Raw genomic sequence first — 12482 nt, forward strand, 5'->3', positions numbered from 1 at the left:
AACGTGATGTAGCAATCGAACGTATCCCACTTGAATATTCGGTCAAACGTGATGTAGCAATCGAACGTATCCCACTTGAATACTCGGTCAAACGTGATGTAGCAATCGAACGTATCCCACTTGAATATTCGGTCAAACGTGATGTAGCAATCGAACGTATCCCACTTGAATATTCGATCAAACGTGATGTAGCAATCGAACGAATTCCACTTGAGTACTCAGTCAAACGTGACGTAGCAATCGAGCGTATCCCACTTGAATACTCAGTCAAACGTGATGTAGCGATCGAGCGTATTCCACTTGAGTACTCAGTCAAACGTGACGTAGCGATCGAACGTATTCCACTTGAATATTCTACAACACGAGCATAATTAACTATTTTGACTAACAATATTTTTTAAAAAATCACTTCGAATAGAAGAAATGATTTTTTTATACTGATTCATGTTGAGTAGTTCGAACAAAAAATACGCTTTGTCATAGGCACCAATAATTTGTTCTTTAGTCGCGCCCAACTTCTCAAGACAATCTCCCTTTTGAGCGTATAACTGTCCTAATACCGACATGTCTTTAAAATTAAGGCTTTCTTCAATTGCTTCATCAATCAATTGCAGAGCTTGTTCATATTTAGAGAAATCTAATAAGATTTTAGAAAAATTATAGGTGATTCTAATTTTTTCTGTTACTAAATCATCGCTATCAAAATTTAATTTGAGGATTTCCTCATAAACATTAATGCTATGCTGATAACTTTTATTTTCAGAGTATAGATTCGCGATAGCTGACTTAATACGAATCAGCATACTGGGTGAATAATGAGAAGTTAGATAATCTGCTGATAAATTTTGAAGCTCAACGATACAGGTTCGATAATCAATTTTTTGAAGCCGATACGAACAAAGGTAATAGTAGTATTTGTACAGTAGTACAAACTCAAAAGAAGAATCATGTTGCTCTAAAATCTTTTGACTCTCTTTATAGATCGACTCAAAGTCTTGATTTCTAAAACGATGTAGTAAGTCTTCATCGATCGTCTTTAATGAATCTTGTTGACGATTGGGATCTAGAAACGCAGAAATCGGAACTTGTAACCTTCGGGATAGCGCATATAACAATTCGATTGTTGGGGAATGTGTGCCACTCTCAATCTTACTGATTTCTGCTTGACTGCAGATACCGTTTGCTAAATCCTTTTGCGTTAGATTATGTTTTTTTCGCAGACGGCGTAACGCCAAACCAATTTGCGGTGACGTGAAATGATCCATTGGATCCTCGTCCTTTCATGAAAATTGAACTGTTACTCAGTATCCATTTCTATTATAGAAGTGATTGCAAAGGGATACCATAGATTTACTTGATTTCATATCAATGTTTCATCGCCCGCCGTATTTGATTCAGAAAGGGGTACACCCATGACACTCATCTTAAAAGAAACGCGACGTAACATGACTTCTTGCGCTTGGTGTCTCAATGCTGCTACCGTCTCAGTCGCCCCCTTGGCTCATCGGGAAATGGATCAAACCATTGCTAAGTCTAAGAAAGATAGAAACAAGACTGCTTGAATCATTCTAAGGACTTCATTCGTATGTGGGATGAAGTCCTTTTTGCATGATTTTCATCAGAAAGGAGCAATCACATGATAGGAATTACGATCGTATCAGAACAGGATGGTTGGTTACAACGCTCACGTCCCTCTTCAGCGATGAGACACTTTTGTGAAACCCATCGTTTTTCTTTAGATGTTTTTGATTACGACATGCATACGTTCGAGGATTTACTGGATTATATGGATTTTCAAGAATATGAACATTATCTCTTTATTCTACAGGGTGAAGGAGAACGTACATTACGACTGGTTGCTTATTTGCAGCAGCAGATGCTTCACGTTCAGTTTCATTTAATTCGAGCGGAAGGTGGTATCGTATTTGGACAACCCGATTTTCTAAATGGTTTAGAACTACCTCTCATATTTGAGGATGAAAAGTTAGTGCTTCCCATCGTTCAAAACGAGTTATTGTCTTTAATGACGGGCGTTCATCGATATGTTTCACTATTCCAACCACAACCGCTGCGGCATGTCTATATCGAAGATAGCTCATTGTTGAATCGTATTCCGGCATCTTTTTTCACATCGATGACAGTGAATAGTATCGTGTATTTCGATCATCCGATGCGTCACGATCTACCAATCATTGAATTAATGAGTCGGACGCCAGTCCTTCTTGCTTTCGTTGATACCTTGTCCCCTCCGCTTGAAACACGACTTGATGTTTTATCTCGGGCAGAACTCGCTCATCAGTTGGAGCGCTGGAAGGATACCGGGTGGATTCAAAACGAACGATTCGCCGGTATATTGGATTATGCGACACAAGCTGGATCGAACAGTTCACACCGTCTTTTTTTCTTTGAAGATGGTATCTATGCGGATCGACAGAAAACCGATCGGTTGAGTTCGGACATTTCTCTAATGGTTGAGCAAAGAGCAGGGCAGTTAGAGGCGATGGCCACACCAAAGGAACTCGAGTTATTTCCGTTACTCTATCAACTCGCAGGATCATTTTCAGGTGAAAGTCGATTTGTTACACCCTATTCAGATTTAGAATTACCACGAACGATTGGGCGTATCGGTCCACTCACGTTGATTGGTATTCAAAACGAAGAGGGGTATTTCGCTTTCGATTTAACATCGATGCAACTATTCGAAACGAACGAAGCATTTTTGTGGATTCTTGAAGCTGATCAAAAAGAACAATTTGATGTATTACCAGAACGACTTGGAGCAGACTATGCAGAAGCGATTCGATACTATAAGGAGTTGATGTATCATGAGTGACGTATTATTTGGTCCATTTTTAAGAAAGGGAAGCTATTCACGTGTTGAAGTACTCGATCACGTTTATGCGGATGAACGTTTTGGGCAACTGTATCAAGAAGCGAAGCAAGTCACAGAAATTGATGAATTGACGTTTTATCGACGCTATCTACAAAAAGAAGAGAAGGTTCTGTTTTACGGCACGTTCGATCCAAAACTCTTTAATCTCTTATCTGATGAAGGATACGATTTATATTTGATCGAGTCAGAAATGATTCGGACACATCAAATCGATACACCGTACCGTCATAAAGTATATGGCTGGAGCCATGATGTGACAGACGTCGTAGGTCCTGAATTCTTTGATCGGATCGTTCTTCCTGGTACGACCATCATGCATTACAACCGTGGGGAACTGCTATTATTCTTTCGGAACATACGTCAACTTTTAGGTGTACATGGAAAACTGCTCGTTTCGTTGCACGATATTCCTTATCTAAGAGAATCAGAGCAGTCCATTTCGACTCGACGGATACATGATACTTTAATGTTCTTTGGTCATCATGTAGATGGCGAACGACTCTTATTTAATGCGTATTTAAAATCAGGTAGCGAAGAAAAAGTAAGCTATGCAATCGATTACTTATACAAACCTGAAACCTTATTTGAATTCGCGAAACTCTCTCGTTATGAAGGTCGATCAATATATGAAGGAAAAACAATTGTCGTTCTTGAATTCAATAAACAATAAGCTTTTGATAGAATAGAAGGAGAATAAATTAAAAATATATCTCCTAGTTTAGTTTGAATAGGTCTAAAGGCAGGGTATTGAGATACAGAAGTTTTGTATTACGATTCAAAGTACATCATGAGAAAGAGGAGCCGGACCATCATGGAAAATCAGAACGAAACTACCTTTCAAAAAAGCTGTCTATCGTTCATTGAGACTTTGTTTCCAGACGAATCCTTTCACTTCTTAGAAGAATCGAGAGCAATGGATGCTTTCGGACATCACGGTATTCAATTGTTTTTTTCTTCAGAACTTCGAACGCTAAAATTCAGTCTTCTCAAACAGACACATCAACGATATGATCGTGTGTTTGTTTCGGAGAAAACTAAACAAAACACTTTTTTCCGAAGGCTGTTGGAGGCAACATATGAAGAAAATCAATTGTACATCGATCATGTCGTAAAAACCGATTAATCCAAAAAAAAGGCATGGGAGCGATTACGCCCCATGCCTTTTATCTTTTTAGGCTTCGATCGATGCTGATCCGCGTTTTAACGCATGATCAATCGAAGTCGCCATCTCTTCTCGAACTGTAGTTGAGATCAGTCTACCATCGAAATAAATTTCTTTAGATAAGCTCAAGTGAACAAGTAAATCCTCTAATACGAGCTTCAAATCAAGAGGTTTCGTCGGTTCGAGCGCTTGTTGTATGAATTCATTCAGAGATGGGTGCTGAACATGCTTTGGATCAATCAAATCAATGATTGTTGTATTTAAAGCAAGTGCTAAGCGTTCGAGGGATTGGGGAGTTGGCATCCGTTGTCCGCGTTCATATGCGGAAATCGTCGTCGCAGTTTCACCGCATTTTTCGGCTAGATGCTTTTGGGTGTACTTGTGCTGTTTTCGTAGTTGCATGATTTTTTTTCCAAGTGCGCGATTCATAGCGCTTCACTCCTATTCCTCAGGTCATCGTGTATAGTACTAATTAACCACTTATCGTACGGGAGAAACCTTTGAAATGTAAAAAACGTTTGAATAAGGAAATAAAAAGATAGTGAAATACTAAATTTGGCTTTTAAAACGATAGTCATGCTGAGGTAAATCACATGCTATTCTAAGGTGTATGTGAAAAAAAGGAGTGTCTTCATGAAAAAAATTACATGGTCTGGCTATGTTGTCCTCGCCGTTCTCTTAGTCCTCTTTATCTCAAGTTCGATGCCGTACCAGGCACAATCCATCAAACCAAGGTTATCGCGCTTCATTCCGTTAGGATTCGTCGATCATCTGCGTTTCATTTCTTTCTCGTATCACGGAGAAGTCAGTGTCGCTGCCCTCGGACGGAGTGGCTTCATTGAATTTTTCATTCGAAAAGCCGCTCACGTCTCAACATTTCTTGTGTTAGGTGTGGGATTGATTGATTTGACGCGTCGTCGCCTAACGACAGGACTGGCCGTCTTGTTTGCCTATTCGTTAGCAATCACGGTAGCGGTCTTTGATGAGTTTCATCAGATTTTGACAGGGGACCGGACAGGACTCATTCAAGATGTCTTACTCGATGGAATGGGGGCATTAATTGGAATCGGATGTTATCTACTCGTCTATAGGAAAAAAGTACGACGCCAAGCAGGAAGTCTTTCCTTCCAGCACGAAAAGAACAGGCATCACTTTTAACGAAGGAGACTGCCTTATGAAGACTTCCCATTTATTGATGACGAGCGTTGGTCGTCGGACGAAACTGGTCGAGTATTTTGTCCGTGAGATGTCAAACGGTCATGTCAGTACCGCGGATTGTAGTCCACTTGCACCGGGTCTCTATATGACGGAACGCCATCATCTCGTACCACGGATCGATGCACCGGATTATATCGAGCATTTACTTGAATTGTGCCAGCGGGAACAGGTGACAGCATTATTGTCATTGATTGATCCTGAACTGGAGTTACTTGCAGCGGCGACGGAACAGTTTGAAGCCATCGGTGTCACGGTCCTCGTCTCACCGATGGATGCCTGTCGTCTCTGTTTCGACAAGTACGCGATGTATACGTATTGTGTCGCGGAAGGGATCGCGCATGCGCGGACATACGTGACGCTCGAAGCATTCCGGAGCGCACTTGCGCAAGGGGAGGTCCAGTTCCCAGTCTTCGTCAAACCACGCAATGGGAGTGCCAGTCTCCATGTCCAGGCGGTTTCTTCACTTGAGGTCGTCGAAGGATTATTCGCTACCTATCCCGATTTATTGATTCAAGAATACTTAAGAGGACAAGAGCTCGGTGTCGATGTCTATGTCGACTGGCTGACGCATGAAGTGACCGATATCTTCATCAAGGAGAAACTCGTCATGCGTGCAGGAGAAACTGACAAGAGTCGTTCCGTTAAACGCGATGATGTCTTTGAACTGGTCGAGCAGGTCTTAGATGGAACCGGTCTTATCGGTCCGCTTGATTTTGACCTGTTCGATGTGGACGGAACGCTCTACCTATCAGAGATCAATCCGCGATTCGGTGGGGGGTACCCGCATGCGTATGAATGTGGCGTCAATTTTCCGAAAGCGATTCAAAACAATCTCCACGGGCAACGTAATCCCCGACGCATCGGAGCGTATGTGGAAGACATCTATTTATTGAAGCACGATACGGTGACGCTGTTGCCTGCCTCGCTGCTTGAGCAAATCAAAAAATCATAGGCACGAAAAAGGAGTGATCCGGTCGAGACTGGACCACTCCTTTTAGGTAGAAGAGCAGAATCAAGAAAGAGAGACGCGTGCACGCTTGAGGCATTGCACGGCGGAGGTCCAGCTACCGAAGAGAGCGTTGATCGTCGAGGTACTCGGAACCGAGCGACCTTCTGCCCATTTCCGGTAATGAATGATACTGAGGGAAGGTAATTCTTCTTGTGCCTGCCGCAGTGCTTCAAGGACATCTTCTTCGACCCATTTCCGGCGAGGCGGTGCGATGTCGAGGCAAGCGAGGGCATCTGCCCATGAACCGTATTTACGGGCAATCGTCGCGACTGTCGGATGTCCGTTTTCTTGTGCCCAAATCGCATACGTCTGTGTCGTCAGACGTGGAAGGACATCTGAAGCTTCGAGCAGTGCCGTGATAATACGTTCTTCTGTCATCGAGATAGAACGTGTCATTTCAATGTGTGCTTCTTCGAGTGCACGTGACCAAGAACCGAAGCGTAAGTTGATCAATGTCAAGGAGGGGCCATGTTTCGCCTTTGCCCATTCCCGGTAGCTGTTGCTATGGAACGGGTGTAAGCGTGTCGATGCTTCCTTGATGAAAGCAAGAATCTCTTCATCTGAAAAGTACGGACGGATTGATGAGAGACCAGCCGCTTGGAGTGCTTCACGCCAAGAGCCAAATACATTGATGATCGTCGTGATCGATGGAATGTCTTTTCCGACCGACCAGCGCGCATACGTCTTTGCGTCGAGAGCGGGATATTCGATACTAGCTTCGATTAGGCTATCGATGACTTGTTGTTCTGTCCATTTCTTCATGATGTCATACCCCTTTCATGTAGGTGCTCTAGGTGTGGGTACTGTCGTGAGGTGGAAGTCGACGAAGCGACGTATAAGCGAGAAGGCTGAGCCAAATAAAATAAAATCCACTCGGTCTAACGAGAATGCTTTCCGTGAATTGAAGTAGTCCGAGCCAGCTTGCAAGCAACAGTGCGAGAAACGCGAGATCCGTTGTCTGAATCCGAAACAGTCGATAGAACAGATACAGAAAGACTGCGCCGTACAGCAAACAACCGATGAGTCCAAATTCATAGAGATAAGTGATCGGTGTACTGTGGAACGTATAGAGAACTTGTTCGTTCAGTTGTTCCTCCAGTCCGCGTGGGGCACTTCCGATCCCGTGCCCGAACCAAAGCGAATCAGCGGAAGCGCGCCATCCGGCTTGCCAAAGCGTCAATCGTCCGTTGAGACTGAGCAAACGGGGAAGCAGTCCTTGAAACGTAAAGACGGCTAGGAGGATCAAGCTGCCCGTTACGTAACATGCTGTCACCTGCACCCGCTGTCTCGTTCCCGGAACCATTCGAATACTCGTCAGCAGGGCAAGGAGGAGAAAAGAATAGATTCCTGTCTGCGAACCGCTTCTGAGTAACGCGACGATGATGAGAAGGAGGAGGACGGCGTGCAGAAAGCTTTGCCGACGCGGGAACTGTTTGAGCAAGTAGAACCAAGCAAACAGTCCGCCTGGAACAAGCCATGCTGCAAGCGTATTCGGATTGTTCATCAGACCAGCGAGGCGAAGGAATGAACCTTGTTCCCCGACGTACAGTTGAGGAAATGACAAAGGACCGATCCGAAGCCATTGCAGGTTTTCGACCGGAACATACTCTGAACCAAATGAGACGATGAGGGCATAGGAAGCGAGAAAGACGGCTTGTCCATAAAGAAAGTGACACAACAGCCGTTGCCATTGTTCGATTGATGTACGCGAGAGCGAAGAGACGATGCCAACGAACAGCCAAGTCGAGATGAGGTAAAGCGAAGCAAGAATACGATCCGTATTCGTGTTAAAGAAGAAAAAAACGATATGAAATGTCAGATAAATCAGAAAAATTAGTGCGATTTGATGTCCTCTCGCCCGATTGGCGCGATAGAACGGTCGTAAGATGAGCCAACAGACGCTGAACAGAACGATGTAGACCGGAAGCAACCAAAGAGACCACTGTTTCGGCAACACTTCGTCCGTGAAGGATAAGGGACGAATCCAAGCATCGAGCATGATCCAAGCGACTAGGATGGATAAGGCAAACGATGTGGGTATATTGGCTGATTTTAACATGATTTCTAAAGACTATCCACCCTTCATATAGGACTTATTACCGATTTGAACACTTTTTAATCATCAAATTGGTATTTACCCTTATCTTTCAAAACATCATGCAGATAAATGAAAAAAGATTAAGAAAAACGTGATCATTTTTTCGTGAATCGCGTTTTTTTCGTGACATGAATTCATACGGTGAACTAGTGTTGCGCAAGCGAGATAGCTACCGAAAAAAATATAATCATTTCCACCAAGCTCTAATTGTTTTGGGATTCGATTGGAAATAAGGTGTAGATATAACCAATGTCCATCCATTCGGTCAAGTCAGAAAGAGGTGAACAACAGTGAGCTCGATGCATCAAAGAAAAACCTTCGGAGATCATTTGACGACGCTCCGACGCGGCTGGTGGCTACTCGCACTCTTCATGATTCTCTTCGCGGGTGCTGGATATGCACTCAGCATGTATGTCATTCCAAAGACATACGAGGCGACGGCCTACATCCTCGTCGTTCCTCAAGCGAACGCTGAGGCGACATCGACGCCGACACTCGTCAGTACCTATCAAGATATCTTACGAAGCCCAGAGGTCGTCGATCAGGTCGCCCAAAAGATGAACGTCACCGACAAGCGGTTATTCGATTTGACGGATCGTCTGACGGTCTCGAGTAATCTCGATTCGCAAGTCATCGCCTTATCCGTCACAGATCGTTCGGCGGAGCAGGCAGCGATTCAAGCGAATACGATGACGGAAGTCTTCCAGGACTATCTCCCGCAACTGATTAATACGAGTAAGACGGAAGTGTTCTCGAGTGCACGGATTCCAACGAACCCCGTATCACCGAACATTCTGATGAATACAGGGATCGGTGGCGTCCTTGGTCTGATGCTCGGACTCCTGATCGTCTATTCTCGCTCGTTAAGCAAAAAGGAAGCGACACGTGAATCCACTGATAGTTATCCGAAAGCAATTCCCCGCACCCATTCATGAGAGAGGAGAGGAGACACCGTCATGCAGCATTCCCCGCTCACCCCGTACCGTCGGCAGTTGAAGATCGGACTCCTTCGCCTGATCGACGCCGGAATCATCGCACTCGCGACTGTCGTTACGTTCTACTTCTTTAATCCGCTCCATCTCACCGTCAACTTCGAGTTGCAGGATGCACTCGAAATCGCTCTCATCCAGTGGGTCGCCCTCACGTTCGTCGCACACTGGATGCGCTTCTATCAAATCATCTGGCGTTACGCAAGCCTTCGTGATCTCGCCGTTCTCCTCGTCGTCGTCCTCGCCAGCAGCTTCGTCTTACTAGGACTTGAGTACGCATTGTTCGACTTCGCGGTCGAACGAGCGATCTTCCTGCAGACCGGACTCGTTTTAAACGGTATCTTATTCGTCCGGTTGTTGATTCGCGGACGTAGCTTAAGACTCGTTCCTGACAATAAGACGCTCGGCAAACGAACGCTGATCATCGGTGCCGGTGCCTCCGGTCAGATGATCACAAAAGAACTGAAACAAAAGAAATCGCATATCTTAAACGTCGTTGGATTACTGGATGATTCGCTTGAACTACGCGGGATGCGGATTCACGGTGTTCCCGTCATCGGAGCAATCGACCAACTCGAATGCATCATCGAGGAACAAAAGATTGAAGCAGTCGTTCTCGCGATCCCATCGTTACCGTATCCGCAGCGGGTTGAATTGCTGAACCGGATTAAACAAACCCAAGTCGAAGCGCATACGTTACCGATGCTCGTCGAACTGGCGTCCGGAAAGGTCTCGATCAAACAAATTCGTGAAGTCTCGATCGCTGACTTACTCGGTCGCGAACCGGTCGAACTCGATATTACGGAAATCGAACGAAGCGTTCATAGCGCGACCGTCCTCGTCACCGGTGCTGGTGGTTCGATCGGTTCCGAAATTTGCAGACAACTGATTCGCTTCCGTCCTGAACGGCTCATCCTTCTCGGACACGGCGAAAACAGCATCTATCTGATCCGCCGGGAACTCGAGTGTCTCAGTCGGGACATCCAGTTCGAATCCGTCATCGCCGATGTGCAAGACAGTGATCGGATGCTTGAAGTCATGCGACGGTTCGAGCCGGATCTCGTCTATCACGCGGCAGCCCACAAGCACGTGCCGCTAATGGAGGATAACCCAAGCGAAGCCGTCAAGAACAACATCTACGGCACACGCAACGTCGCTCGAGCGGCGGAAGCGGCTGGTGTCAAACGCTTCGTCATGATTTCGACCGATAAGGCCGTCAATCCGACGAGTGTGATGGGGGCGACGAAACGAATCGCCGAGATGGTCATCCAGCAGATGGCACGTAACAGCGAGACGACGTTCGCCGTCGTCCGGTTCGGAAACGTCCTCGGGAGCCGCGGTTCCGTCATTCCACTGTTCAAGGAACAAATCGCGAAAGGCGGACCGATCACGATCACCGATCCCCGGATGACACGCTACTTCATGACAATCCCGGAAGCGAGTCGTCTCGTCATTCAAGCGAGTGTCCTCGCAAAAGGTGGCGAAGTGTTCGTCCTCGATATGGGTGAACCGGTCCACATCACGACACTCGCGAAGAACTTGATTCACTTGAGTGGATTCACGGAAGAGCAGATCCCAATCGTCTACAGCGGCATTCGAAAAGGCGAGAAACTCTACGAGGAACTGCTCGCTCGTGATGAAGTGCATGACGAACTCGTTTTCGACAAGATCCTTGTCGGTAAGACACGACCTTTTGGATCCGTCGACCCGTACTTGCGTGAGATCGCCCAAGCGCTCGGTCAGGACGAGGTACTCCGCCAGTATTTGTTAGACGTCACGAACGAAACCGATGCCGACCCGGTAGCACCGACGATGCGGATCGCTCGCAAATAGAGAGGAGGGGAAACGATGAAAACGGCCCGGCTGTCCCGCTTCAATCTCATCTTCATTGCCGATACGGCGTATTCGCTCCATCAATGGATGATTTTGACGCTCCTGATCAAATGGAGCACACCGCTCAACATCGGTTATTTCAACTACGCCCTTGCCATCACCGCACCGATCGTCATGTTCTGTTGGCTGAACGCCAGTACGATCCTGACGGCAGAACGGGCTGGACTGACGAACTTCTGGCTCTTCATCAAGACTCGTTTTTCACTCCTCTCGGCAGGTGTGTTCGTCCTCCTTGGGGTCTATTATTTCTTCGGTGAAGCGGACATTTTACTCCTGACACTGCTTGTCTACCTGAATAAGTACATGGAATCGTTCGCTGATCTCGCTTACGGTTTCTTGCAAGGACATACTGCCTTCAAGGAAGTCGCCGTCTCGAAAATCTTCCGGAGTCTCTTGAACGTCTCGGGCGCAGCACTCGTCCTCTTTACGACCCATTCAATCCACGGATTCGTACTCGCCTTGATCGCTGGAAACTTGATCATGCTACTCGCATACGATTTACCGACAATTCGCCGCATTGGTCGCGGCTTTGACAATCAAGCGCTTGACTTACGGTACCGGTCAGGCAAGGAGCTGTTCCTTAAAGCGATGCCACTCGGCTTCGTCGCTCTTCTAATCGCCTTGAACGCAAACATTCCACGATTGTTCGTCGGTCACGCAATCGGAACGGAAGAGCTCGGTTACTACGCTAGCATCGCCTATCTACTCGTACTTGGCAGTCTGTTCATCCACTCCTTGATCGCCGTCTTACTACCGAACTTCTCGTCTGAGACGGGTGAACGTCAAAGTTTACCGGAACTGCGCAAGCTGACCCGCTCGATGTTACTGATGACGAACGTCGTCGGCATCCTGTTGATTGTCGGAGCGATCTTCCTCGGCAAGTGGGGCTTGACGATTTTCTATAACGCGTCGTTCGTTCAATACCACTTGATTTTCGTCTTGATGATGGTCGCCTCACTCTTTTTCTACAACTCGACCGTCATTCAGGCACTCTTGACCGGCTTCCAGCAATTTCGGATCCAGACGATCTCGATCTTCGGTAGTGTCGTCGTCAACCTGATCGCCTGCAGCCTGTTGATTCCGCTGTATGGTCTATACGGTGCGACGATCGCTTACACCCTCTGCGCCGTTACTCAGATCGTCCTATTGTTACCAGCACTGTATCGATCCTTGTATCCACGGGACGTCACGCTCGTCGTCGAACAAAGCAGCTAAGGAGG

Annotated in this window: 13 protein-coding genes; 9 read left to right on the forward strand and 4 right to left on the reverse strand. The window is 46.2% G+C overall.

All coding sequences use genetic code 11. From position 1 onward, the window contains the following. The coding region (locus tag NOM72_RS00960; protein WP_255997390.1) for a hypothetical protein at positions 1 to 371 on the forward strand (371 nt) is incomplete at its 5' end. On the opposite strand, the gene NOM72_RS00965 is transcribed toward NOM72_RS00960, so the two are convergent. Continuing rightward, positions 372 to 1265, reverse strand: a complete 894-nt coding sequence (locus NOM72_RS00965; protein WP_035396046.1) for a helix-turn-helix domain-containing protein — start codon at positions 1263 to 1265, stop codon at positions 372 to 374. A gap of 371 nt (positions 1266 to 1636) precedes the next feature. On the opposite strand from NOM72_RS00965, the gene NOM72_RS00970 reads away from it, so the two are divergent. The 3 genes from NOM72_RS00970 to NOM72_RS00980 all read left to right on the forward strand — a co-directional run bounded on the left by NOM72_RS00970 (position 1637) and on the right by NOM72_RS00980 (position 4016). Beyond that, positions 1637 to 2833, forward strand: coding sequence for a hypothetical protein (locus tag NOM72_RS00970; protein ID WP_255997392.1), 1197 nt, complete (start codon positions 1637 to 1639; stop codon positions 2831 to 2833). Further along, positions 2826 to 3563: a class I SAM-dependent methyltransferase gene (locus NOM72_RS00975; RefSeq protein ID WP_035396050.1), complete on the forward strand. Its 738-nt coding sequence runs from the start codon at positions 2826 to 2828 to the stop codon at positions 3561 to 3563. The genes NOM72_RS00970 and NOM72_RS00975 overlap by 8 nt, the downstream gene beginning before the upstream one ends. A 141-nt stretch (positions 3564 to 3704) precedes the next feature. Continuing rightward, positions 3705 to 4016, forward strand: a complete 312-nt coding sequence (locus NOM72_RS00980; RefSeq protein ID WP_023469407.1) for a hypothetical protein — start codon at positions 3705 to 3707, stop codon at positions 4014 to 4016. Between the two features lie 48 nt (positions 4017 to 4064). Here NOM72_RS00980 and NOM72_RS00985 read toward each other — a convergent pair whose 3' ends face one another. Continuing rightward, positions 4065 to 4484: a helix-turn-helix domain-containing protein gene (locus NOM72_RS00985; RefSeq protein WP_023469406.1), complete on the reverse strand. Its 420-nt coding sequence runs from the start codon at positions 4482 to 4484 to the stop codon at positions 4065 to 4067. A gap of 204 nt (positions 4485 to 4688) precedes the next feature. Between NOM72_RS00985 and NOM72_RS00990 the strand changes: the two genes are divergently transcribed. Beyond that, positions 4689 to 5213 carry a VanZ family protein gene (locus NOM72_RS00990; RefSeq protein WP_255997395.1) on the forward strand — a complete coding sequence of 175 codons (525 nt, stop codon included), beginning with the start codon at positions 4689 to 4691 and terminating at the stop codon, positions 5211 to 5213. A 16-nt stretch (positions 5214 to 5229) separates the two neighbouring features. Then, positions 5230 to 6225 (forward strand): ATP-grasp domain-containing protein, encoded by a 996-nt coding sequence (locus NOM72_RS00995; protein ID WP_055969141.1) that lies wholly within the window; start codon positions 5230 to 5232, stop codon positions 6223 to 6225. A 60-nt stretch (positions 6226 to 6285) separates the two neighbouring features. Here the strand turns inward: NOM72_RS00995 and NOM72_RS01000 are convergent, their stop codons facing one another. Together NOM72_RS01000 and NOM72_RS01005 are read right to left on the reverse strand one after the other, a co-directional pair. Continuing rightward, complete coding sequence (locus NOM72_RS01000; protein ID WP_023469403.1) at positions 6286 to 7044, reverse strand: homing endonuclease associated repeat-containing protein; 759 nt, start codon at positions 7042 to 7044, stop codon at positions 6286 to 6288. Positions 7045 to 7072: 28 nt separating this feature from the next. Beyond that, a complete protein-coding gene (locus NOM72_RS01005) occupies positions 7073 to 8341 on the reverse strand; it encodes an O-antigen ligase family protein (RefSeq protein WP_023469402.1) in 1269 nt (422 codons plus the stop codon). A gap of 338 nt (positions 8342 to 8679) precedes the next feature. Here NOM72_RS01005 and NOM72_RS01010 point away from each other — a divergent pair, with 338 nt between their 5' ends. From NOM72_RS01010 to NOM72_RS01020, 3 genes are read left to right on the forward strand one after another with little or no spacing between them, the layout of a single operon-like run. Then, on the forward strand, positions 8680 to 9315 hold the full coding sequence (locus NOM72_RS01010; protein WP_235147600.1) for a YveK family protein: 636 nt from the start codon (positions 8680 to 8682) through the stop codon (positions 9313 to 9315). Between the two features lie 21 nt (positions 9316 to 9336). Beyond that, positions 9337 to 11202, forward strand: coding sequence for a polysaccharide biosynthesis protein (locus NOM72_RS01015; protein ID WP_023469400.1), 1866 nt, complete (start codon positions 9337 to 9339; stop codon positions 11200 to 11202). Positions 11203 to 11217: 15 nt separating this feature from the next. After that, positions 11218 to 12477 carry an oligosaccharide flippase family protein gene (locus NOM72_RS01020; protein WP_174316586.1) on the forward strand — a complete coding sequence of 420 codons (1260 nt, stop codon included), beginning with the start codon at positions 11218 to 11220 and terminating at the stop codon, positions 12475 to 12477. Positions 12478 to 12482: the final 5 nt, after the last annotated feature.

It is taken from the genome of Exiguobacterium sp. LL15 (genome assembly GCF_024436095.1).
Lineage (GTDB): Bacteria > Bacillota > Bacilli > Exiguobacteriales > Exiguobacteriaceae > Exiguobacterium_A > Exiguobacterium_A indicum.